This is a genomic window from Shigella sp. FC1544, from assembly GCF_001722145.1.
Taxonomy (GTDB): Bacteria; Pseudomonadota; Gammaproteobacteria; order Enterobacterales; family Enterobacteriaceae; genus Escherichia; species Escherichia coli.
In genome coordinates this window covers 18,805-43,123 of the sequence record NZ_MECT01000033.1, presented here as the reverse complement: position 1 = coordinate 43,123, position 24,319 = coordinate 18,805, and the positions used below count along the sequence as shown (strand labels likewise).

The 24,319-nt window shown below is 50.9% G+C and carries 16 protein-coding genes and 1 pseudogene; 2 read left to right on the top strand and 15 right to left on the bottom strand.

The genetic code is table 11. From position 1 onward, the window contains the following. On the top strand, positions 1–149 hold a 149-nt coding region (locus BGK49_RS25125), incomplete at its 5' end, for an integrase core domain-containing protein (protein ID WP_139064182.1). On the opposite strand, the pseudogene BGK49_RS02890 reads toward BGK49_RS25125, so the two are convergent. From BGK49_RS02890 to amiC, 4 genes and pseudogenes are all read right to left on the bottom strand, one after another. Next, positions 145–915 (bottom strand): annotated as a pseudogene (locus BGK49_RS02890) (MalY/PatB family protein); the annotation flags it as partial. The gene BGK49_RS25125 and the pseudogene BGK49_RS02890 overlap by 5 nt on opposite strands. Next, a complete protein-coding gene (locus tag BGK49_RS02885) occupies positions 915–2,465 on the bottom strand; it encodes a PTS transporter subunit EIIC (protein ID WP_069375690.1) in 1,551 nt (516 codons plus the stop codon). The gene BGK49_RS02885 and the pseudogene BGK49_RS02890, both read right to left, overlap by 1 nt. A gap of 82 nt (positions 2,466–2,547) precedes the next feature. Continuing rightward, on the bottom strand, positions 2,548–3,372 hold the full coding sequence (locus BGK49_RS02880; RefSeq protein ID WP_000582832.1) for a PRD domain-containing protein: 825 nt from the start codon (positions 3,370–3,372) through the stop codon (positions 2,548–2,550). Between the two features lie 258 nt (positions 3,373–3,630). Continuing rightward, positions 3,631–4,884, bottom strand: a complete 1,254-nt coding sequence (gene amiC / locus BGK49_RS02875; RefSeq protein ID WP_000016907.1) for an N-acetylmuramoyl-L-alanine amidase AmiC — start codon at positions 4,882–4,884, stop codon at positions 3,631–3,633. 231 nt (positions 4,885–5,115) lie between these two features. On the opposite strand from amiC, the gene argA reads away from it, so the two are divergent. After that, entirely contained in the window at positions 5,116–6,447 is a 1,332-nt protein-coding gene (gene argA, locus BGK49_RS02870; RefSeq protein ID WP_000237947.1) for an amino-acid N-acetyltransferase, read from the top strand. 61 nt (positions 6,448–6,508) lie between these two features. On the opposite strand, the gene recD is transcribed toward argA, so the two are convergent. The 11 genes from recD to ptsP form a co-directional block, all read right to left on the bottom strand. Next, complete coding sequence (gene recD / locus BGK49_RS02865) at positions 6,509–8,335, bottom strand: exodeoxyribonuclease V subunit alpha (protein ID WP_000775955.1); 1,827 nt, start codon at positions 8,333–8,335, stop codon at positions 6,509–6,511. Further along, positions 8,335–11,877: an exodeoxyribonuclease V subunit beta gene (gene recB / locus BGK49_RS02860; protein WP_005043715.1), complete on the bottom strand. Its 3,543-nt coding sequence runs from the start codon at positions 11,875–11,877 to the stop codon at positions 8,335–8,337. Before recB ends, recD begins: the two co-directional genes overlap by 1 nt. Further along, the gene (ptrA, locus tag BGK49_RS02855) at positions 11,870–14,758 is read right to left on the bottom strand and encodes a pitrilysin (RefSeq protein WP_001138214.1); all 2,889 of its coding nucleotides are present in this window, start codon (positions 14,756–14,758) and stop codon (positions 11,870–11,872) included. The genes recB and ptrA overlap by 8 nt, the downstream gene beginning before the upstream one ends. Positions 14,759–14,933: 175 nt before the next feature. Further along, on the bottom strand, positions 14,934–18,302 hold the full coding sequence (recC, locus tag BGK49_RS02850; protein ID WP_000946884.1) for an exodeoxyribonuclease V subunit gamma: 3,369 nt from the start codon (positions 18,300–18,302) through the stop codon (positions 14,934–14,936). Between the two features lie 12 nt (positions 18,303–18,314). Further along, entirely contained in the window at positions 18,315–18,638 is a 324-nt protein-coding gene (locus BGK49_RS02845) for a prepilin-type N-terminal cleavage/methylation domain-containing protein (protein WP_001276457.1), read from the bottom strand. Beyond that, the gene (locus tag BGK49_RS02840) at positions 18,623–19,030 is read right to left on the bottom strand and encodes a DUF2509 family protein (protein ID WP_001078377.1); all 408 of its coding nucleotides are present in this window, start codon (positions 19,028–19,030) and stop codon (positions 18,623–18,625) included. The genes BGK49_RS02845 and BGK49_RS02840 overlap by 16 nt, the downstream gene beginning before the upstream one ends. Then, entirely contained in the window at positions 19,027–19,590 is a 564-nt protein-coding gene (locus BGK49_RS02835) for a prepilin peptidase-dependent protein (protein WP_001144309.1), read from the bottom strand. Before BGK49_RS02835 ends, BGK49_RS02840 begins: the two co-directional genes overlap by 4 nt. Further along, complete coding sequence (locus BGK49_RS02830; protein ID WP_000857051.1) at positions 19,581–20,051, bottom strand: prepilin peptidase-dependent protein; 471 nt, start codon at positions 20,049–20,051, stop codon at positions 19,581–19,583. The genes BGK49_RS02835 and BGK49_RS02830 overlap by 10 nt, the downstream gene beginning before the upstream one ends. Before the next feature lie 185 nt (positions 20,052–20,236). Then, entirely contained in the window at positions 20,237–21,031 is a 795-nt protein-coding gene (gene thyA / locus BGK49_RS02825; protein ID WP_000816232.1) for a thymidylate synthase, read from the bottom strand. Between the two features lie 6 nt (positions 21,032–21,037). Then, positions 21,038–21,913 (bottom strand): prolipoprotein diacylglyceryl transferase, encoded by an 876-nt coding sequence (gene lgt / locus BGK49_RS02820; RefSeq protein ID WP_000204658.1) that lies wholly within the window; start codon positions 21,911–21,913, stop codon positions 21,038–21,040. Between the two features lie 150 nt (positions 21,914–22,063). Then, the gene (ptsP, locus tag BGK49_RS02815) at positions 22,064–24,310 is read right to left on the bottom strand and encodes a phosphoenolpyruvate--protein phosphotransferase (protein ID WP_000957870.1); all 2,247 of its coding nucleotides are present in this window, start codon (positions 24,308–24,310) and stop codon (positions 22,064–22,066) included. Between the last annotated feature and the right edge of the window lie 9 nt (positions 24,311–24,319).

Sequence of the window (24,319 nt, the reverse complement as noted above, 5' to 3'; positions counted from 1 at the left end):
GGTTAACGGCAGCAAAGAACCTTGCAGAGGCGTTCGAGCATTATAACGAATGGCATCCGCATAGTGCGCTGGGTTATCGCTCGCCACGGGAATATCTGCGGCAGCGGGCTTGTAATGGGTTAAGTGATAACAGATGTCTGGAAATATAGGGGCAAATCCATGATTAAAATTATCGTCAGTTGAAATCATATATGATCCGGTTAGCGCAGGAACATTAAATGTTTTCGAAATCGAATTAAACACCACCACTTTGTCATCTTTTATTGTTAGCGTTGACGTGAAACTATGATTAAAAACAAAATCACTATGTATTTCATCTGAACATAACCAAATATTATGCCTTGCACAGCATGCTGCGATTCTGTGAAGATCGTCTTCCGACCAGACCGTTCCTGTCGGGTTATGAGGATTACATAATAACACCATCTTCGCGCTTTTAATTTTAAGCTCAAACTCTTGCCAGTTGATAACGTAGCCTCTCCCATTTTCTTTCATCAAAGAGGTTGTTAGCATGTTTCGACCATTATGCTTAATCACATCAAAAAATGCGTTATAAACAGGCGTGAAAATGAGAATATTATCTCCATTCAATGTCAATATTTCTATTGCCTTAGATATTGAATACATCACGCTTGGACTATAGGTGATCCATTCTGGTTGAATCTCTGTTTTATATTGTTGATGATACCAATTGACTATCGAATTCAGATAGTCATCATGCTGCCAACGACTGTACCCTAAAATCGGGTGTTCCAGACGTTTTTTTAATGTTCTGATGATAGCTTCCGGTATCGGAAGATCCATATCTGAAATAGAGAATGGTAATACATCTTTTACACCAAATCTGTCTTCACAAAAGTCCCATTGTGTGCAATATGTTCCTTTACGAGAAATTGAGGTATTAAAAATATCCATCAACATATCCCCATGTAATTATCCATATCCCGACGTAAGGCGATGACTTTTGTACCGATAATGACTTGTAAGGTATTTTGATCAAGTTTCACAACCGCAATTCCTCCGGCCCTTTTTATTGCAGCCTCATCTATCAATCCCATATCCGCGATAGTTAAACGCAAACGAGTTACACAATTATCCAGTGATTTAATATTTTCTTTACCACCCAGAGCCTTAACCATTTGCTCCGCTGCCTGCAACTCTGATTTATCATGAACTGGGATGTTAGCTATTGCAGTTTCTTCGTGAGCGTTCAGCGTGACAGGACTGGACTCTTCACGGCCTACAGTCATCAGGTTAAATTTGAGAATGGTCCAACGGAACACAAAGTAATAAATGAAGAAATAAGCCACTTCAACACATACCGCTAATGGCCATCCCGTTCTTGTGCCACGTAAGACACCAAAGCTAATAAATTGAATCAGATCGCCAGTAAAGCCCATCTTCACGCCCATATATGGCAGAACCATGTTAGCCAATCCATTCATAAAGGCATGGAAGACAAACAACAGCGGGCTGACAAATAAGAACAGAAATTCAATCGGCTCGCTGACGCCGCCAATAATTACCGTGAGCACACCGGAAATCAGCAATGCTTTGATAGCCCTTCTGTTTTGAGCATGAGCAGTGCGATACATCGCCAGCGCGGCTCCAGCCAGACCATACTGAATCATCAGTTTGCCCTGCTCCATTTTCCCCGCCAAATCCAGCGGAATGACCGCATTCTCTTTGACGTATGCCATAAACATGTTCAGGGTGCCGTAATACTCTTCACCGCCAATCACTGCCGATCCGCCGATTGGGGTAAAGCGGAAAACTGATGTCACCAAGTGATTTAAGCCAAAAGGTATCGTCACGCGTTCGGCAACAGCATAGAAGAAATAACCAACAGGACCGGAAGTTGAAATCCAGTGACCAATGAGCATGAAAAGATTGAAAAATGGCGGCCAGATAAAAGGAATGATCAGACCAAATCCACTCATCACAATCAGTGTAATGATAGGCACAAGGCGTGGGCCACTATAAAACCCTAATGATTCAGGAATACGTAAGTTAACGATCTTTTTGCTGGCGACTAATAACCCTGCCACAATCCCACCCAACACGCTGGTATTGTAGGACTGGATCCCGAGTATGATGGTTTGCCCATGTGTCGACATTTGGTCAGCAGCTACCAATAAGTCGTGCTGTTTAAGATAAAAGTTCGTTCCAAGATGCATCGCCATAAAGCCAATTAAGCCAATTAAGCCAATTAAGCCAATTAAGCCAGAAAAAGCGCCATAGGCTTTATCATCTTTCTCTTTTAATAATCCCAAAGGTATAGCTATCGCAAACAATACAGGTAAATTAACGAAGGCAAACAAACCAAGGCTAACAATAAAATCAAGTATGGTTTTAATTAACGGAATAGCCAACACTGGAATGAATTTTGCCATATCATCGCTGGCTAAACCACTTCCCAGCCCTAACATCATACCACATACACTTAACAGAGCGATGGGATACATAAATGCCTTCCCCAGGCTCTGAAAAAAACTCTAGGATTTCTTTTGTTTCATACTGGTTATCTCATGAAAATGTTATGTATAATTAGTCCATTAATACTTTGATGCGAATAGAAAGATATAGTTTCTCTTCCAGAAGAGAATCATATTTAAAAGTTGCGTACAGATATCTTTCAATTTCATGAATGGCACGTTGTAACTGAAAATCTTTTTCAAGAAACTGCTCATAGATATCACCAATATTTTTCTGTTTTATTTTTTCATTACATAACACACGACTAGAAAAATATTTAAGGTGCATCATAAATCTGGAGTAGTTAAATGAACTTCTGTCCACCCTTCTGTTATAAACAACTTCAATAAGCTCCGTGATTTTTTGAGACAGCTCAATAATCCTTACTGATTCATAATCAACTGAATTTTCATAATTATTTAAAATATGCAATGCTATAAAACCAATCTCATCATCCGGTAGTTGAACGCTAAATTGCTCATTAATGATTGTTAATGCATCACGACTTATTGCATACTCTGCTTTGTACAACGCTTTGATTTCCTCAAGGAAAACATTATTAATTTGTATGCCTGAGACGACTCGGGATATTGCATTCGAAATGTGATCAGCAAGAATCAGTAGTAGCGATGGATTGAGTTTTTTTTCGAGATTACTCTCCGCATAATGCACTATCTTTTCGGCAACAAAAATATACTCAATACCCACATGCTCAATCAATTTGTAGAGTTTATTTTTTTGCTCATTTCTGACATAAAAAATCCGGTTTGCAGGATGCTCAGGGACCGACATACCATATTTTTTATTGTAACCAACGCCAGGCCCAGAAATGATAACCTCCTGTCCGTTCACCGATGCCTGTACACAATTATTGTTCATGACTTTTTCGATGATCATTCCATGGCTCCCAAAAAAAAAGGCAAGGCATGTCAGAAATAATAATTACTTCAAACATTGCCTTGCTGATTTAACAGTTACAAGATAATTAACTAATGCGTATACCTTACACGGAATTGTGCTTAATAAAAGAGATGACAGACTTATTTTTTAAGCCGATATTCAAATATTCGACAGCAGTCACAAAACCATCGTTCAACATTTATGTAAATAATATTTATTCAATGAAACATAAATTCATTGAATAAATTAAAAACATCATCCCCTTCTCGCCAGCGTCGCCCCATCGGCAAAATACGCTTTAATCCCCGCAAGAATAGACTCCGCAACTTCCTGCTGGAAAGTCGCCGTTTTCAGTTTACGCTCTTCCTCAACGTTACTGATAAACGCCGTTTCGACCAGAATGGAGGGAATATCTGGTGCCTTTAGTACGGCAAACCCGGCCTGTTCAACTTGATTTTTATGCAGTTTGTTGATTTTACCGAGCTTATTCAGTACCGCTTTACCAAACTTCAGGCTGTCGGCAATGGTCAGCGACTGCACCATATCGAACATGGTGTGGTCGACATAGCGGTCACCGCTTTTGCTCACGCCACCAATCAAGTCCGAGGCGTTCTGGGTTTGTGCCAGATATTTTGCCGCAGTACTGGTTGCACCTTTGGTTGAGAGCGCAAACACAGAGGAACCGCTCGGCTGACGACTGGTAAAGGCGTCGGCATGGATAGAGACAAACAGGTCAGCACGCTGTTTCTGGGCTTTTGCTACGCGCACTTGCAACGGAATGAAGATGTCTTCATTGCGCGTCATGTACACCTTCATATTGCCCTCTTTCTCGATCAGAGAGCGCAGACGGCGAGCTATTTGCAATACCACGTCTTTTTCGCGCGTTTTGTATTTCCCCACCGCACCGGAGTCTTCGCCGCCGTGGCCAGGGTCAAGCATAATAACAATAGGACGATCGCGCCCTGCTTTACCCGGTTGTGGACCACTTTGTGCTGGCGGCACCTGCTTTTCGAGGTCGCCTTTGTTGTAATCCTCCAGCAGCGCCAGCAGCGGGTCCTGCATATCCTGTGCATTGGCCGGATAGAGGTCCATCACCAGACGCTCTTTAAACCCGGCGACCGGCGCAAGGGCAAACAGCTGCGGTTTTACGTTTTGCTTTAATTCAAAAACCATCCGTACGGTCTGCGGGTCAAATTGCCCGACGCGCGCCGACTTGATGAACGGGTCGTCTGCACGAATTTGTGCCGCCATCCCCTTGAGTACCGAGTTCAGGTTTACATCTTCGATATCCACCACCACGCGTTCAGGGTTACTCAACGCGAACTGCTTATATTTCAGCTGACGATTTGATTCTACCGTCACACGGGTGTAGCTGGACGCAGGCCAGACGCGCACCGCCACGACCTGGCTGACCGCAGCCAGACTGACCTGACTTACGCTCAATAGCCACATGGCACCCGCGCCTTGCAGTAAACGACGACGGCTGATTGCAGTGTTGGATCCTGACATGCCTCTCCCGAGCAAAAGAAATCTAAGCTGTGTAACAAGTAAACGACTAATTTGACCGGAAACTTTAGCGAAAGACGCATAATCTGTCATCTAATAAACGGTAAACATTCTTTTTATATTCACGGCATTACTGATAAAAAAGTCGCTCTCGCATAAAATTTACACTTGCACCCTGCGAAAAAACAGAATAAAAATACACTAATTTAGAATAATCATGCAAAGGGGTGTGCCGTGGTAAAGGAACGTAAAACCGAGCTGGTCGAGGGATTCCGCCATTCGGTTCCCTATATCAATACCCACCGGGGAAAAACGTTTGTCATCATGCTCGGCGGTGAAGCCATTGAGCATGAGAATTTCTCCAGTATCGTTAATGATATCGGGTTGTTGCACAGCCTCGGCATCCGTCTGGTGGTGGTCTATGGCGCACGTCCGCAGATCGACGCAAATCTGGCCGCGCATCACCACGAACCGCTGTATCACAAGAATATACGTGTGACCGACGCCAAAACACTGGAACTGGTGAAGCAGGCTGCGGGAACATTGCAACTGGACATCACTGCTCGCCTGTCGATGAGTCTCAATAACACGCCGCTACAGGGCGCGCATATCAACGTCGTCAGTGGCAATTTTATTATTGCCCAGCCGCTGGGCGTCGATGACGGCGTGGATTACTGCCATAGCGGGCGTATCCGGCGGATTGATGAAGACGCGATCCATCGTCAACTGGACAGCGGTGCAATAGTGCTAATGGGGCCGGTCGCTGTTTCAGTCACTGGCGAGAGCTTTAATCTGACCTCGGAAGAGATTGCCACTCAACTGGCCATCAAACTGAAAGCTGAGAAGATGATTGGTTTTTGCTCTTCACAGGGCGTCACTAATGACGACGGTGATATTGTCTCAGAACTTTTCCCTAACGAAGCGCAAGCGCGGGTAGAAGCCCAGGAAGAGAAAGGCGATTACAACTCCGGTACGGTGCGCTTTTTGCGTGGCGCAGTGAAAGCCTGCCGCAGCGGCGTGCGTCGCTGTCATTTAATCAGTTATCAGGAAGATGGCGCGCTGTTGCAAGAGTTGTTCTCACGCGACGGTATCGGTACGCAGATTGTGATGGAAAGCGCCGAGCAGATTCGTCGCGCAACAATCAACGATATTGGCGGTATTCTGGAGTTGATTCGCCCGCTGGAGCAGCAAGGTATTCTGGTGCGCCGTTCTCGCGAGCAGCTGGAGATGGAAATCGACAAATTCACCATTATTCAGCGCGATAACACGACTATTGCCTGCGCCGCGCTCTATCCGTTCCCGGAAGAGAAGATTGGGGAAATGGCCTGTGTGGCAGTTCACCCGGATTACCGCAGTTCATCACGGGGCGAGGTTCTGCTGGAACGAATTGCCGCTCAGGCGAAGCAGAGCGGCTTAAGCAAATTGTTTGTGCTGACCACGCGCAGTATTCACTGGTTCCAGGAACGTGGATTTACCCCGGTGGATATTGATTTACTGCCCGAGAGCAAAAAGCAGTTGTACAACTACCAGCGTAAATCCAAAGTGTTGATGGCGGATTTAGGGTAAGCGATGAAAATTGTCGGATGCGACATGCGTAACACTCGTGCGTCGCATCCGGCAATTACGTTTATTCCCGCGAACTAAACAACGCCGCCAGACCACTGCGCCGCTCAGTACGAGTGGCGATTGCCGCACTTAATATACGCTCATCGGCATACAGCGACAGACGGCGACGCGCGCGGGTCACCGCGGTGTATACCAGCTCTCGCGTTACTACCGGCGTGCGTTGGCTCGGTAAAATCAACGCCGCATGGTCGAACTCCGATCCCTGCGATTTATGTACCGTCATCGCCCACGTAGTTTCGTGCTCTGGCAAGCGACTCGGTTGCACAGACTTAATATTGCCGTCCGGCATCGCAAACCAGACGCGCGTCCCCTGCCCGCGATCCAGCGCAATACCGATATCGCCATTAAACAACCCAAGCGCGCTGTCATTACGGGCAATCATCACCGGTCGACCTTCGTACCAACGAGAGTGCGGATGACGATGAATTTTGCGCTTCTGTTGCATAAACTGCTCAATTCGCTCATTCAGTCCAGCCACGCCAAACGGCCCTTCCCGCAGGGCGCACAAAAGTTGGTACTCATTGAACGCCTGAATGATTAAATCCGGCTCGGCACGCGCTTGCAGCAGATCCAGATAACGTCCATAACCCGCAAGAGCTTCCTCAAGCATCGCAATATAATCTTCGCCGCTCTGTAAAAGTCGTTTTTCGATATCAGTAAAATCCTGCTGAAAAACGGTTTTCACTGCCGTTTTATCACCACGGTTGATCGCCGCAGCTAACTGACCAATGCCAGAATCGCTGCCGAAACGATAGCTTTTTTGCAGCAGGCAGAGACTGTCGCGCAAAGATGCCGCTTCTGTGCCGGTTCCTGCCGGAACGTGAGTCCCCGTCAGGCGGCTTAGCTGCCTGGCACGCTCGGCGGTAAAGCCCGCGTTGGCATAAGCGCAGATATCGCCCAGCACAGCCCCAGCCTCAACCGAGGCCAGTTGATCACGATCGCCGAGAAAGATCACTCGCGCATGATCGGGCAAGGCGTCGATCAGTCTCGACATCATAGGCAGATCGATCATTGACGCTTCATCTACCACCAGCACATCAAGATGCAGCGGGTTACCGGCATGATGACGTAAACGCTGGCTACCCGGCTGCGCGCCCAGCAATCGGTGCAAAGTGCTGGCATCTTCCGGAATGCGTTTCTTTTGTTCATCGGTCAGCGGTAACTGTCGCAAAGCCTTGCCGAGAGATTCGGTTAAGCGCGCGGCAGCTTTACCCGTTGGTGCAGCCAGACGGATACGGCAGCGTTCGCCGTCGGCCATTTGAATTAACGCTGCCAGCAACTTCGCCACGGTGGTCGTTTTACCGGTGCCTGGGCCGCCGGAAATCACCGAGATCCGCCGCGTCAGCGCCACTGCCGCTGCAACTTTTTGCCAGTTAATTTCATCGCTTACTGGAAAAAGTTTGTCCAGGGTTTGCGCCAGTAGAGCTTCATCAACCTCAATGGCATGATTCACCTCATTGAAGAAGCGCGCTACCGTCCGCTCGTTACACCACATGCGATTCAAATAAAGACGATCGCCACAGAGGATCATCGGCGTGGGTTCATCTCCCCTGCTGACCGCTTGAGAAGCCAGCAAGCATTCTTCCCAATTTTGTAGCTCACCGATTTCACTGACACAGGTCGCCAACAGCGGATGCGACGCCTCGTTATTTTCCAGTCGTGAAAGCGGCAAACAGACGTGTCCCTCTCCGGCATCATGACTTAACAGTGCCGCCGCGAGGGTGACGGCAGGATGTTCATCTCCCGCCACGGTCAGGGCAAATTGCACATCCAGCGGGCGTAGCTGTTTGTGCTCCACAGCTTCCAGTAATTGCTTTTGCAATTTCATTACGCCTCCTCCAGGGTCATACCGGCAAACATCTCATCCATCAGGGCAATCAACCCGGCGTTGGGTCGGGTTGTGTAAATCCCTTGTTGCGGATGTTCTTTATCAACGCCACGCAGGAACAGATAGATAACGCCGCCAAAGTGACGATCATAGTCGTAATCAGCAATGCGATGGCGCAGATAACGATGCAGCGCCAGGGTATAAAGCTGATATTGCAGATCATAGCGGTGTGCCTGCATCGCTGCTGCCATAGCCTGTTGGGTGTAAGCCGAACTGTCTTCACCCAGCCAGTTGGATTTATAGTCGAGCAGGTAATAACGCCCTTCGTGGCGGAATACTAGGTCGATAAAGCCTTTTAACATGCCGCGTACCTGCATGAACTCCAGCGGCGGGCAGCCAGCGGATAGCGGGTCAAACTGGCGAATTAGTGCATCAAGCTGGCTGGCGATGAGCGGTTCGCTAATCGGCAGGTAAAACTCCATCTCCACCTGTTTATCGCGGTCGGAAAGCTGACTCAGGCTAACACCCTTTTCATTGAGAGGTGCCTGGAGGACAGCCGTGATCCACTCGGTCACCACCGGTTCCCACTGCGATTCAAAGCCGCCGAGTTCCAGTTTTTCCTGTACCCAGTTCGGGTCAACCGGCTGGGTAAAATCGAGGTCTTCAAACAAACTGTGCAAGAATGTCCCCGGTGACGCACCGCGCGGGAACTGATGCGGTGTTAACGTCGGTTCTTCAACGACGCTGACCACGCCTGCGGCATCAACATCCAGCCGTGGCATCAGATCCTGAGCGATACCGTGACCACGCTGCTGCAAGCCGGAGTAGCTGGTGACACGCCAGTTATCGCCGGGCAATCGTTGTAGTGTCCTCGCATTCAGTTCTGCAGTTAAAGCATCATTAACCTGCCAGGGCTGGTTATCACCAGTTTGTGCCGTTTGCCAGGCAATATCATCATCGCATAACGCTTCAATACAGGTGCGAAGCCCTGCCGCATCTTGCGGTTCCCCTTTTTGCAGCAAACGCCCGAGCGCACTTTGGTGGACGTCGGTGTCACCTTTTTTATCGCCACGACGGCGCACCAGCGGTGCAACGCCGAGACTGCAATGCCAAACCGAACGCGTCAGCGCCACGTAAAGCAAACGCAGATCTTCCGCCAGACGTTCGACCTCCGCGAGGTCGACGCTTTTTGGCGCAGCATTAAGATCCAAAACTGCCTCAAACGAGTGGCGATCGTGATAAAACGCCTGATCCTGGACGCGGAAATTGGTAATAAATGGCAACCAGACCAGCGGATATTCCAGCCCTTTCGATTTATGGATCGTGACAATCTGCACCAGATGTTTATCACTTTCGAGGCGCATTTGTTGGCTGGAGGCATTACTGTCTGGCTCGAGGATATGTTGCGATAACCAGCGTACCAGCGCATGTTCACTTTCCAGCTGCGTTCCGGCTTCTTGTAGCAGTTCGCTGATATGCAAGATATCGGTAAGACGCCGCTCACCGCCTGCCGTTGCCAGCAAGTTTTCTGCAATGTTACGCGCCGACATCAGCGCCCGCAGCATCGGCATAACGCCACGTTTGCGCCAGATTTGCCGATAACCATCGAACTCTTCAACTACCGCATCCCACGCATGTTCGTCATTATTCAGCGTTTCGATATCCAGCGCGTTCAGCCCCATCATTGACGTTGCCAGCGCACTACGCAGGGTGTTCTCACGTTCGGGCGTCATCACCGCCTGCAATAACCAAAGCATTTCCTGCGCTTCCAGAGTTTCAAAAACACTGTCGCGGTTCGAAAGGTAAACGGAAGGGATTTCCAGCAACGTTAAGGCATCGCGCACCTGGGCGGCCTCCTGGCGGCTGCGCACCAGCACACTGATGTCCGAAGCACGCACCGGACGCGCGTCGTCGCCGTTCATCAGCAACGCTTCGCCCCGCTGTCCGGCTTGTAGCCAGTCGCGGATTTGCGCAGCACATACCTGCGCCATGGTACTTTGATAGTCGCCAACGCCGCAGCTTTCGCCTTCCATCAGCCACATTTTCATCGCAGGCTGCGTTTCACCTTTAAATACAAAACGTAACGCCTGATTTTTCCCGGCTGATGTCACTGGAATAAACGGTATTTCGCGAAACATGAACGCGTCATCAGTCTGGCTGAAAAGCTTGTTCACACTGTTCACCATTCCAGGTGCGGAGCGCCAGTTGGTGTCTAAAGTGTAGTGGGCGTGAACTTCACTACGCGCCTTCATATAAGTGAAGATATCCGCCCCCCGGAATGCATATATGGCCTGCTTCGGGTCGCCAATCAGCAACAATGCGGTTTCCGGCTGATGGTGCCAGATACGGCGAAAAATTCGGTACTGCTGGGGGTCGGTATCCTGAAATTCATCGATCATTGCCACCGGGAATCGCGTACGGATCGCCGCTGCCAACACCTCACCGCTTTCGCTACGCAGCGCGGAATCGAGCCGACTTAACATGTCATCAAAACCCAATTCGCCACGGCGGCGTTTTTCACGCGCTACTGTTTCGCGGATCTCAGCCAATGCGCGGGTGATCACCAGATCGCGGATCGACAATGGTTCTGCAAGCAGTTGATCGATCGCCTCAAACAGTGGATGTCGCGGGGTTTCCCCCCCGGCTTTCGTGCGATCTTCTAAGAAACGCTGGGAGAATTTTTCCAGCGACTCCGGCAACTGATAACTGTTGGTCTCTTCTTCTGCCCAGGCGCTGATCTTGTCGATCCATTTAGCCTGATTGCTACGGTTAAACTTGCGTCGATCAATACCAGAAGATTCGATCAGCGCATCCAGTTCACCCACTGCGTCGCGCCACTGCTGTTTTACCGTAGCAATACGCGCCACAATTTGCGCGTGGCGGGAAGCCAGCGTTTCATCATCGGGCGGCGGTGCTTTGATAACCGGCGCTTCGCCTTGCAGATAACGATTAATATCGCGCAGCAACGCCTGCGGCCCTTTCCAGGTTTCAAAGACGACCTGGGCTATTTCACGCGGCAGCGGGTAGCAGTGGCGACGCCAGAAATCGGCGCAGGCCTGGTAACGTAGCAGAGACTCATCTTCAATCAGCTGCTGCTCAAACAGCATGCCGGATTCAAAGGCATTCAGGTTGAGCATGCGCTGGCAAAAACCGTGAATAGTAAAGACTGCCGCTTCATCCATCTGCCGTTCGGCTAACAACAACCACTGAGCGGCTTGCGCTTTATCGTCGATCTCTTCCAGCAGACGTTCGTACAGTGGATTGTCGGTAGTTTCACGCAGACAGGCGATGCGCAACTCATGGATATTGCTACGGATACGACCACGCAATTCTGCCGTGGCAGCCTCGGTAAAGGTGACCACCAGCAGTTCTTCAACGGTCAGCGGGCGGGGAAAGGCGGCGGAACCGCCTAGTCCAAGTAACAGGCGCAAATAGAGCGCCGCAATCGTAAAGGTTTTGCCTGTGCCGGCAGAGGCTTCAATCAGGCGCTCACCCTGTAAGGGCAAGCGCAAAGGATCTAGTGTCTCGGCGACATCACTCATTCTTTTCACTCATCAGGGGCATTGTTTGCTGCAACGCGCTGACGTTCTCCCACACTTTCCAGCCTTCAGGGTGTACATATTCGGCTTTCCCGTTCTGGCTGCCGGAAATCTGCGACAGAATAGCCATGCCTTGCGGCTCGACCACCGCCTGATGGAAGAAATCAGCAAGTTTTTGCGGCGTCAGCAGTTTTATCTGGGCCACGATTTTATCACGCGAATCGAAGCGCATATTGCCGCGATCGAAATCTTTACTTAACTTCGATGCTTCTTCGCCGAGCGTTTGCGGTGCCTGCAGCATCTGGGTAATTACCGCCTGCTGGATTTGCGCAAACTCATCTGGCTTCATCGCTCGCAATTTTGCCTCTGCGGTTGGGAAAAACGCCTTGTAACGCTCCCACAAGAATGAAGGCTGTTTATCATTGCTTTGCAAAAGGAAGCCCATGCCCCACTGACGCCCCACGCTCATTGGAAACGCAAACACGGCATAGCCCAATTGTTCTTCGGTACGCAACTGATTGTAGAACCACGGCTGTACGATCTGCCCCAACAGAGAGCTATAGGCTGAGCTGGTGTATTCATCGTAGCCAGTCGGTACAAATACCGCTGCCAGTGCGGAGTCGGTGCTGTTACCGGCTTTTTCAAAGATGACGGATTGTTTTTTATCGACCACTACATCTTTGTTTCGACACCACTCTGAACCATCAGCGCCCAACTGTTTTTGCACATCGCGTGCCTGCGTTGTTGCCTGGGCCTCGGTCATGTTGCCGATAACCATAAACTCTGGTCGAGCCCCTGATTTTAAGGCGTCGCGATAGGCCAGCACCTCTTTCAACGTAATGGAGGGCAAAATTTTACGCCGTTCATCTCGCGAGAAGTACGGCACTTGCGAGAGCATCTGCGCGGGCATAATCGCCTGCTCAAACGCTTTACCCTTTTCTGCGGAATCCATCATCTGGTTATACCAAGACTTCGCCTGCTCAAGCTGATCTTCCGTAGCGGTATAGCTAAAGTACCCCTCGAGCAATGCCTGGAACAGCTGCGGCAGACGCTGGGTGTAACCATTAGCATTAACCATAAGGCCGTTGTTAGCGTTGGTGGAAAAACTTATGCCACCAACCGACGCCTGGTTGCTTAACTGATCAAGCGCCAGCCCTGCGAGATAATCATTGAGCGCAAACATCACCTGATTGCGGGCGCTGTCCATGGCTTTCGGATTACGCAAAATCAGGCTGACATCAGCTTTGGGTTCGCTGGAAAAATAACGGCTTGGCGCATACACCACGCGCAGATTCGACTCATCAACAATCAGCTCTGGATGGTCATATTTCTTCTCTGACTTAATCAGCGAGAAATCGTCAGGAATATAGGGGTTAAGCTCCGGTAAGGAGAGCGCAATATTGGCAGCTTTTTGCTGCCAGTCAGCGAAAGTTTGTTCGCTGATTTTATCGACCTGATACGGCGCATCGACAAAATAAGCCGTTTTATTGTGCGGCTCTTTCGGGCTGATATACCAGATACGCGCATTCTGCGGCGTCATCATCGCCAGACGTTCTTTTACTGCTTTAGCATCGTACCGATCGGCAATATTGACTGCATCCAGCGTATGCTCAACCGGAACGCGAATCATGGTATCTGCCAGCCATTCGACGTAATCCATATCACGGGTGATCGACGGATAACGGAAGTCGATATCCAGCACATTCGCCAGTTCATCGAAGTATTGTTTATCAATGCCTTTTTCACGTAACAGATTGAGATAGCTAAAAATTGCCGCCACAACCTGATCGCGATTAGCCAGGCCTTTATCGGTTAAAGACGCAGAGATCGCTAATACGCCGCTGTTGCCGTTGACGATAGGATCGGAGTTGGCGCTAATGCCCTCAACTAATCCCTGCTTTTGCAGCCAGTCGGAAAGTGTACCTGGGCTGCGATTACCAATCAGATAGGTAATCAATTCATCCGTTTTACTACGGAACTTCGCTGAGTTGTTATCGATGCGAAACTCAACGCGCAGAACTTTACGCGGCAGTGCCGGGACGTAATGAATGATAATGCCCTTTTGCGCGTCGGTGACTACCGGCACGGTGATTTCCGGTTTTTTGCTCTCTTTGTTCGGCACGCGACCAAAGGTGTCCGCCGCCATTTTTGCCAACTCCGGCAGCGGTTTATTGCTGTAAATAACCGCCTTCATCAGATTGGCGGAATAGTACTTCTCGTGGAAATCTTTCAGCGCCTGCTGCACCGGATTACCAGGTTTATCGCTTAAAGTTTCGAGGTTACCACCAGAAAACTTTGAACCGGGGTGTGCCGGGTTAATGGTTTCTGCGCTGACCTGTGCCATGCGCATCCCGTCACGCGTACGCGCCATGGTTAATTCAGCGTTCACCGCATTACGCTCACGTTCGGCATATTTCTTGTCGAGCAAAGGTTCAGCAATAGCATCGGCCAGGCGGTCTACCGCACCAGGCAAGGCGTCGTTCTCAACTTCCAGATAGAAAGCCGTGCGATACGGCGCAGTGCTGGCATTGTGACTACCGCCGTGCATTTTGAGATATTCGGCCAGACTGTCAGCCTGCGGGTACTTTTTCGACCCCATCAGACTCATATGTTCAAGGTAATGTGCCAGCCCCTGGTACGCCTCGGGATCTTCCAGCGACCCAACGGGCACCACCAGCGCCGAGAGCGATTTAACTGCCTGCGGATCAGAAACCAGCAAGACCACCATACCGTTATCCAGACGTATAGCCTGATACTGGCGGTTATCTTTATCACTTTTACGGATGGTTTCCTGAATCGGCTGCCATCCCGTTTCTGCCTGACTTAAGGGTGCCCAAAGGGCAACTAACAACAATAATGCTTTGAACCAAGTGCTGCGGGGCATTCACGGACCTCATAATCAACTTAATTTTCTGTCCAGATTCAACACGTTAACGCAAATCATCTGCCAGAATTTAATCTTGTGCTGCACGAGTCAGCCTATGTTTATATAACCATCAGTCCGTGACTGGTGCGCATCATAAAGTAAGCGGATAGATTGCGCAATTTTTATACAGCACTCATGACTGATTAAAGCGAAACAGCGGTAACAGGAAACGTTGCGACTGTTCAACGATGGCCTCCATTGTCTCTGGTGTTAATTGCCGCCAGAGCCTTTGATACCAGATATCATCACCTTCGCCACGCACCATCATGTTGCCTTCGTAAGCCTGAAGGAATTTCGTACGGGCTTTTTGCAACGTGGAATCGTCATCCAGCATGGCATCGTTTTGCGCGTCATAACAGGTTTTTAGCCACGCGCCGCCACTTTCAGGTAACACCAGCAATGGCGCGGACATCCCTTCACGATACCCCTCAATCAGTTGTGAGAGGTAATGCAAAGCCTGTTCGGCTGCAAGCGGCGGAAAACGCCACTCGCCGTCTTTGCGTAGAAAAAGGCGACTTTCACCATTACCACCGCTGGCACAGTAGACAAGGTGTTCCAGCCAAAGTTGCATTCCCTGCGCCACACTTAATAAAGAGGGACGCCAGCGCAACAGGCCATCCGGCTGCACCTGCGGCAACCAGCCAGTTATCTGCACACCGTTGCAGGCGAGATCAATTTCCATACTCTGCCCCGGCTGGCGACAGGCAATGACTCTGTCGGCAAGCTGCTGCATCTCCTGGCACTGAGTTTCCCAGAAAATTTCACCAAAAGCGCCATACGGTAAATCCCCTGCCGCCCGGAAGCGACGGAACAAGCGTTCGGCATCATCCTGCTCAACCAGTGCATTCAATAACTGCTGATTGATTTGATAACGGCTAAGCCCTTCCAGAATAAATGGCTCGGTGTCGGGGATTTCGCTGTCTTCGGTACGGAAGTTCACCTGCAAACGCATCTGGAAAAATGCCCGCACCGGATGTGCCCAGAATCGTTGTAGCGTTTCCAGCGGCACGGTTTCCGGTAAGGTAAACGGCAGCGGCTGAACAAATTCAGAATGTGCTTTACCAGCCTGGCTGGCCGCAGGTAGCCATTCACGAGCATAGCTTTGTCGTTCGCCTGGCTGGTAGTTTTGTGGATCAAACGGCATCCGGGTATGGAGGCAGGTAAGATGCGCTTTTACCCTTGCCTCGCTTTCATCACAGTTGAGCGCTTCATCGCCCGGTAGATAATGACTTTGCCCGATGTAGTCGATCAGTTCCTGCACCAGTACCGACGGGAAACGTTCACTGTTATCCTGAATGGAAAGCCCGATATAACTGATATAGAGTTTTTGCTGCGCGGAAATTAACGCTTCCAGGAACAGGTAGCGGTCGTCATCGCGACGGCTACGGTCGCCACGCTTCGGTTTCTGGCTCATCAGGTCAAAGCCCAATGGCGCAAGCTGACGTGGATAAACGCCGTCGTTCATTCCCAGCAGGCAAACCACTTTGAACGGAATTGAACGCATTGGCATCAGAGTACAAATGTTAACCGGTCCGGCGAGAAAACGCTGGCTGATACGTTCTTGATCCAGACGCTGTGCCAGTTCATCACGCAATAGTGACAGCGGCACCGCGTCGCCATACTGCGCACCTAAACCTTCGGCGATAATCGCCTGCCATTGTTGTTCGATCAGCGTCATCGCCGCTTCGGTTTCCGCATCCGGCAGGAAGAAGGCGTTGAGCATATCGCGACAAACCGGCAACCACTCTTCTAGCGGACGCTCCTGTGCCAGCCCGCGACGCCAGATGTTTAGCTGCATTAGCAGTGAAGCCAGATGCCCCACCAGTTCTGCAATTAAGCCGCTCGACTCATCATAAGGTAGAACCGATTGCCACTCGCCCTGCGCGCTCTCCATCGCGTAGCCCAGCAACATACGCGTCAGGCCAAATCGCCAGGTGTGTTGTCCGGTGGCGGGGAGTTCCAGCTCGCGAACGTTGTCGTCATCTATCCCCCAACGAATGCCGGATTCGTTGACCCACTGGCGTAAATAACGCAGCCCTTCTTCGGTGATGTCAAACCGCGCCGCCAGCACCGGCACATCCAGTAATGCCAGCACGTCTTCCGACACAAAGCGGCTGTCTGGCAACGATAACAGGCTGATAAACGCTTCCAGTACCGGATGCGACTGCCGCGCCCGACGGTCGGAAATGGCGTAAGGCAGGTAACGATCCGCAGGTGCGCTACCAAACACAGCCTGAATAAACGGACTGTAGCTGTCGATATCAGCCACCATCACGATGATGTCGCGCGGAGTAAGTGTCGGGTCTTCTTCCAGCATCGCCAGCAGGCGATCGTGCAAAACTTCAACTTCACGCTGCGGGCTATGGCAAACGTGGAAGGTGATACTGCTATCCAGTGGATCAAGCGGGCGTTTGTTATCGCTACGGGAAAACTCTTCGATGTTCACACCAGCAACGGCACGGTTTTCCAGTTCCAGAATGTCAGACTGAATGTTATGCAGCAGGTTATCTGGCGTGACATCGACAAAGGCGTCCAGCTCCTGGCTGCTCTCCAGGTCAGAAAGGAGATAAATGTAGTCGCGCCCAAGCTTCCCCCATGAGGCCAGCAGCGGGTTGCCGACATCCTGTTCACCATCGCTGTTAAAGAGCTGTCCGGCATTTTCGCTATCGCGAAATAGCGGCAATTCGCGATCTTCAAAACTGTGTCGACGCTGACGAGTCAGCAGTTTCGCCAGATAAGCAGGATCTTTAATATCGCCCCAGTAATAACGGCAGGGGTTGGTAAACAGGAGATGGATTTCAATATGTTTACCCAGCGCCTGGAGCGCCTGGAGATAAACAGGCGGTAACGCGGAAATACCGCATATAAAGACGCGCGAAGGTAACCCCGGCGGGCAGGTCGTCGCGGACTCCAGCGTTTCGATAAAGCGCTGATAGAGATTCGCGCGGTGCCAGCGCGGTTGTCCGAGTTCATGGGTATATTCCACCAGCGCCTTCCACAACGGCGCTTGCCAGGCCTGTGCTTCTCCCAGCCCTTCAACCAAATGTCCTGTTTCCCATTGTGCCAGCCACTCCGGGCGATAGACCAGATACTGGTCAAACAGGTCCGCCGCTTTTGAGGAAAGCTGGAACAGTTTTCGCTTGTCGCTATCGTCAGTCAGATAATGCCGCAACAGGGTAAAGTCTTCGTGCTCCAACAGTTGCGGCAGCAGAGTCATCAGTTTCCAGCTCATGCTCTGTTTGTTAAAGGCGCTCTCTTTGGGGATCTCCGGTAACACCCGGACGAACATATCCCAGATAAAGCTCGCAGGCAGCGGAAAATCAATGTTTGCCGCAATACCAAACTTTTGCGACAGGGTCATTTGCAGCCACTGTGCCATACCGGTACTTTGCACCAGAATCATCTCTGGTTCGAAAGGATCGTCCAGCCGTTCGCGTTCGACAATAAACTCCATCAACGCTTCCAGCACGTCCAGACGATTGGAATGGTAGACCCTTAACATAGCGGCTCCTGACTACTGACGATTCGGGCAATGCAGGCGGGTCATCTCGCCTTCTCTGCCCCCGGGTGAAACTAGCGTAACGCTGATGCTGACACATCCCGCCTGCGATGTCTGCAATCGGTTGACCTGCCAGTTAGCTGGTGGCGAAATCGCGCGCAGTTGCGTTTGCTGCCAGCCATGCCGCCAGAGCTGTTGGTACTGGTTTCTGCTGGCAAGACTGTTCATTAATGTTCGCTGGAAACCCGATAACGCAGTGACAATCATCACCATCAACACCATCGCCAACATTACCTCCGGCAGGCTAAAGCCTTGTTGATTCTTCAGGGAAGCTGACATAACGCCCTCTCTTTCAGCGGACAAAAATCGCTCCAGCCGCTTGGCGAAAAAACAATGTTTCCATCAATGACTTCGCCTGTTCGCCACAACGAAACGCCTTCATAACCGGCAATCAATAAGGCTTCATTATCTGCCAGTAAACGCAAACAAACCTGGGCATCGGTTTCAGCGTACTGCGAGCACTGAACTGCTAGCTGCGTCTGCCAGGAGTGCATTTTTCCCCACGCCAGCGCCGACTGAACGATGGCCTGGCGGCGCAATGACTGACTTTCCATGCTCACGCGAGAGGCAAAACTGCGATCCTGTTGGCTCATTCCTTGTAATAGCAAACTACCCAAAACCAGCAGCATCAGGACCAGAGCCAGTGACGAAACACCCTTTTCGCGGTTCACAGGTTGAATCCTGTCACGCTATAGCTGGCATTCACCACGGTTTGCGGTTCAGACTTACTGGCAGCACGCATATTAACCGTCAACACCGGCGAGAAGCCGCTGACATCCTGACGTACGACCTGAAAAGTGTCGATAATGATGGCATCCGGATTAGTGACTTTATCCCAGCCCTTACCTTCACAGGATGTCGCACCGCGTAGCGTTTCCAGCACATGCTCCTTCAGACGAAATCCAATCTGGTCAGACTCTTTTACCGGTTCGCGATCCCAGATACCGTTACTGTTCGCATCCCACTGCACAATGATACAGTCACCCTGTCCGACAATTTCCAGCCCTTCGCCGGTACAGATGCCATGACAATAACCCGCCCTCTGGAGATGCTTCGCGACGGTAAATACCCGCAGCCAGATTTCATCTTCCAGCGCCAGCTTACGGGTGCTCGTTAAACTTTCACGCTGTAACGCAGGCAGAAAGCGTGCAGCCCCCAGCAACAATACGCTACTGATCGCCATAGCAATCAACACTTCCAGCAGAGAAAAACCTTGCTCTTTTACAGGCATCCTTCTGTTTCTCCTTGCTGACAAAGCCGGAGTCTTCCCCACGGCGAAACCACCAGCCACCACTCGCCCGTTGAGTTTTTGAAGCGAATATGCCCGGCCCATGCGGTATTGCGCAGGCCAAAGAAAGCAAGCGAAGGTGTCAGGTCGCTCATTTCGACTTCGGGCCAGCGTGGCACAAAGACCAATGGTGAACTGCCATGACAGGTATTGGCCCCAGCAGCGGAACTCACAAGGCACCATAACGTCCCCTCCCTGATAACGCTGATACTGTGGTCGCGGTTATGCCAGTTGGCATCTTCACGTAAATAGAGCAAATAGTCCCGCGCCTGGCTGGCGGTTTGCCATAGCCGTTGCGACTGCTGCCAGTATTGCCAGCCATAGAGTCCACTTGCGCTTAGCATGACCAAAATCAGCATCGCGACCAGCGTTTCAATCAGCGTATAACCACGTTGTGTTTTCATGCCGGCAGTATGGAGCGAGGAGAAAAAAAAGACGAGGGCCAGTTTCTATTTCTTCGGCGCATCTTCCGGACTATTTACGCCGTTGCAGGACGTTGCAAAATTTCGGGAAGGTGTCTCGAAGAATTTAATGGTGGGTAAAAAAAACCGACGCACACTAGCGTCGGCTCTGGCAGGATGTTTCGTAATTAGATAGCCACCGGCGCTTTAATGCCCGGATGCGGATCGTAGCCTTCAATCTCAAAATCTTCGAAACGGTAGTCGAAGATGGATTCGGGTTTACGTTTGATAATCAACTTCGGCAGCGGACGCGGTTCGCGGCTTAATTGCAGATGAGTTTGATCCATATGATTGCTGTACAGGTGCGTGTCGCCCCCCGTCCAGACAAAATCGCCCACTTCCAGATCACACTGCTGCGCCATCATATGCACCAGTAACGCGTAGCTGGCAATGTTAAACGGCAGGCCGAGGAAAACGTCACAGGAGCGCTGATAAAGCTGGCAAGAGAGTTTGCCGTCTGCCACATAGAACTGGAAGAACGCATGGCACGGTGCCAGCGCCATTTTATCCAGTTCGCCTACGTTCCACGCTGAAACAATAATGCGGCGCGAATCCGGGTCGTTTTTCAGCTGGTTCAGTACCGTAGTGATCTGGTCAATATGACGACCATCCGGCGTTGGCCAGGCGCGCCACTGTTTACCATACACTGGCCCGAGGTCGCCGTTTTCATCGGCCCATTCGTCCCAGATGGTGACATTGTTTTCGTGTAGATAAGCAATGTTAGTGTCGCCCTGCAGAAACCACAGCAGTTCATGGATGATGGAACGCAGGTGGCAACGTTTAGTTGTCACCAGCGGGAATCCATCCTGCAGGTTAAAACGCATCTGATGACCAAAAATGGAAAGCGTTCCGGTTCCGGTACGGTCGTTTTTCTGTGTGCCTTCGTCGAGCACTTTTTGCATCAGTTCTAAATACTGTTTCATGGTTCCTCAGGAAACGTGTTGCTGTGGGCTGCGACGATATGCCCAGACCATCATGATCACACCCGCGACAATCATCGGGATGGAAAGAATTTGTCCCATGCTGATGTACTGCACCCAGGCACCAGTAAACTGCGCGTCGGGCTGGCGGAAAAACTCAACAATGATGCGAAACGCGCCGTAACCAATCAGGAACAAACCTGAGACAGCTCCCATTGGGCGCGGTTTACGAATATACAGGTTGAGGATAATAAACAGCACTACACCTTCCAGCAACAGCTCGTAAAGCTGTGATGGGTGGCGCGGCAGCACACCGTAAGTATCGAAAATGGATTGCCACTGCGGGTTGGTTTGCAGCAGCAAAATATCTTCTGTACGGGAGCCAGGGAACAGCATGGCAAACGGGAAGTTCGGGTCAACGCGGCCCCACAATTCACCGTTAATAAAGTTGCCCAGACGCCCGGCACCAAGACCAAACGGAATGAGTGGTGCGATAAAATCAGAGACCTGGAAGAAGGAACGTTTAGTACGGCGGGCGAAGATAATCATCACCACGATAACGCCAATCAGGCCGCCGTGGAAGGACATGCCGCCGTCCCAGACACGGAACAGATACAGCGGATCGGCCATAAACTGCGGGAAGTTGTAGAACAGAACATAACCAATACGTCCACCGAGGAAGACGCCGAGGAAGCCCGCATAGAGTAAGTTTTCAACTTCATTTTTGGTCCAGCCACTGCCCGGACGATTCGCCCGACGTGTTGCCAGCCACATTGCAAAAATGAAACCCACCAGATACATCAGGCCGTACCAGTGAAGCGCCACGGGTCCTATTGAGAAAATGACCGGATCAAACTCCGGAAAATGCAGATAGCTACTGGTCATCTGTCACCACAAGTTCTTGTTATTTCGCTGAAAGAGAACAGCGATTGAAATGCGCGCCGCAGGTTTCAGGCGCTCCAAAGGTGCGAATAATAGCACAAGGGGACCTGGCTGGTTGCCGGATACCGTTAAAAGATATGTATATGATCCGCGCTATAACCCTCCGCGAATCAGCCCGCCCATGCCGCGACGCTCCATAAAGGCTGCAACCTGATGACGAACTTCGGTCGCCAGTTGCGCTTCCAGACTACGCTGCGCAAGATTTTCTGCTTCGGCAAAATCAATGCGCCACAGCAGGTATTTTACCCGCGCTACAGAACGTCCGTTCATAGACAGATGGCGATACCCAAGCCCAATGAGGATTGCCACGCACATGGGATCGCCCGCCATTTCACCGCACAAACGGAGATCGATACCATGTATTTCCGCTTCCCGGGCGATCATTGCCAGAGCTCGTAACATTGCAGGATGAAGGCTGTCATAAATGTTCGCCACCCGGGTATTGTTGCGATCAACGGCCAGAATGTATTGAGTCAGATCGTTGGTGCCAACAGAGATGAAATCGACCCGCTTTGCCAGATGCGGCAGCATAAATACCATTGACGGTACTTCCAGCATGATGCCGATACGTGGTTTGGGAATTTCGTAACCGATCATCTCCTCGACTTCACGTCCGGCACGTTCAATCAGGCGGCGTGCTTCGTCAACTTCATCGAGGCTGGTGACCATCGGCAACAGAATATTCAGGTTGCCCGTAGCGGCATTAGCACGCAGCATCGCCCGCACCTGGATCAAGAAGATCTCCGGCTGATCGAGCGTAATGCGAATCCCACGCCAACCCAGGCATGGATTCTCTTCGCTGATCGGCATGTAAGGCAGCTGCTTATCTGCTCCGACATCCAGCGTACGCAAGGTGACGGGTTTATCATTGAACATTTGCAGCATCCCCTGATACTGCGCCACCTGTTCTTCTTCCGACGGGAAACCACTTTGCAGCATGAATGGGATTTCAGTGCGATAAAGACCGATGCCATCAATACGGCTGCCCAGTTTTTCCTCATGTTCCGGGCTTAAACCAGCATTGAGCATGACTTTTATACGCTCACCGCTTTTTAACTGAGCGGGTAAATTGACGTCATCTTCCGCCAGACGGCTAAGCTCAATCTCTTCACTAATTAGCCGCTGATATTCTTGCAGCAGTACCGGCTCCGGATCGACCAGCAATTCACCGCGATAGCCATCAACGATCAGCGTCCTACGATGCAGCACCGAAGGCTGAATATCCGCGCCCATCACGGTAGGGATCCCCAGCGCACGTACCATGATCGCAGCATGGGAGTTGGCTGCACCATCTCGCACGACAACACCGACTAAGCGATCCTGGGGCAGCTCAGCAAGAGTTGTCGCTGACAGTTCATCTGCCACCAGAATGAAACGTTCCGGCCAGGCGTTCGGCCCTTGATTAGCGTCATCAAGATGAAACAGCAATCGCTGACCCAGCGCACGTAAATCGCCAGCCCGCTCTTTGAGATAGTTATCGCTTAGCGCGGCAAACTGTTCGGCAAATTTTTCAATGACCGTTTTTACCGCCCACTCTGCCACCGAGCCTTTATCAACCTCGGCAAACAATTCGCGACGCAGCCGGGTGTCCGAAAGCAGGTGCGAGTAAAGATCGAAAATAGCCGCCGTTTCTTTTTGTGCTCCGGCGGCAAAGCGTTTGCTGTAGCGGCGAAACTCGTTTGCCGCTTCTTCCAGCGCCCCGGTCAATCGTTCGCGTTCCAGAGCCGGATCCAGCGTTGATGCCTGATACACCTGTTCCATTAAAGGTAACGTGGCATCCTGCCAGCCTTCGGCAATCGCCACACCAGGTGCTGCCGGTAATGCGCGGATTCGCGTCTGGCGATATTGCCCAAACAAGGCAGTCAACTGCGACTGAGAAAGAATAGCTGCCATCTGGGTGGCAAGCGTCACCAGGAAGGATTCTTCACTTTCGTCATACTGGCGCAACTCTCGTTGCTGTACCACCAGTACACCAAGCAACTGGCGACGTTGAATAATTGGTACGCCTAAAAACGCGCGGAAACGTTCTTCTTTTACGGAGGGGATGTATTTGAAGCTGGGGTGCTTTTGCGCATCTGCAAGGTTTATCGGTTCCGCCAGCCTGCCAACCAGGCCGACGATCCCTTCATCAAACGCGAGCGTTACAGTGCGACCGCGTGGTTTTTTCAGCCCCCGGGTCGCCATCAGGTAGTAACAACGTCGATCATGATCGGCCAGGTAGACCGAACAGACCTCGGTATCCATCGCAAGACAGATGTCGGTAACCAGAATATTTAACGCCTCATTCAGGCATGGTGCGCTGGCTACCTTTTCGACTATTTCGCGCAGGCGAGTGAGCATAATTGGCGT

Bases quoted from the DNA above. Each gene is read 5' to 3' on its own strand.
- BGK49_RS02885 (WP_069375690.1), bottom strand. From the start codon at position 2,465: ATGTATCCCATCGCTCTGTTAAGTGTATGTGGTATGATGTTAGGGCTG.
- BGK49_RS02880 (WP_000582832.1), bottom strand. From the start codon at position 3,372: ATGATCATCGAAAAAGTCATGAACAATAATTGTGTACAGGCATCGGTG.
- amiC (WP_000016907.1), bottom strand. From the start codon at position 4,884: ATGTCAGGATCCAACACTGCAATCAGCCGTCGTCGTTTACTGCAAGGC.
- recD (WP_000775955.1), bottom strand. From the start codon at position 8,335: ATGAAATTGCAAAAGCAATTACTGGAAGCTGTGGAGCACAAACAGCTA.
- recB (WP_005043715.1), bottom strand. From the start codon at position 11,877: ATGAGTGATGTCGCCGAGACACTAGATCCTTTGCGCTTGCCCTTACAG.
- ptrA (WP_001138214.1), bottom strand. From the start codon at position 14,758: ATGCCCCGCAGCACTTGGTTCAAAGCATTATTGTTGTTAGTTGCCCTT.
- recC (WP_000946884.1), bottom strand. From the start codon at position 18,302: ATGTTAAGGGTCTACCATTCCAATCGTCTGGACGTGCTGGAAGCGTTG.
- BGK49_RS02845 (WP_001276457.1), bottom strand. From the start codon at position 18,638: ATGTCAGCTTCCCTGAAGAATCAACAAGGCTTTAGCCTGCCGGAGGTA.
- BGK49_RS02835 (WP_001144309.1), bottom strand. From the start codon at position 19,590: ATGCCTGTAAAAGAGCAAGGTTTTTCTCTGCTGGAAGTGTTGATTGCT.
- BGK49_RS02830 (WP_000857051.1), bottom strand. From the start codon at position 20,051: ATGAAAACACAACGTGGTTATACGCTGATTGAAACGCTGGTCGCGATG.
- thyA (WP_000816232.1), bottom strand. From the start codon at position 21,031: ATGAAACAGTATTTAGAACTGATGCAAAAAGTGCTCGACGAAGGCACA.
- lgt (WP_000204658.1), bottom strand. From the start codon at position 21,913: ATGACCAGTAGCTATCTGCATTTTCCGGAGTTTGATCCGGTCATTTTC.
- ptsP (WP_000957870.1), bottom strand. From the start codon at position 24,310: ATGCTCACTCGCCTGCGCGAAATAGTCGAAAAGGTAGCCAGCGCACCA.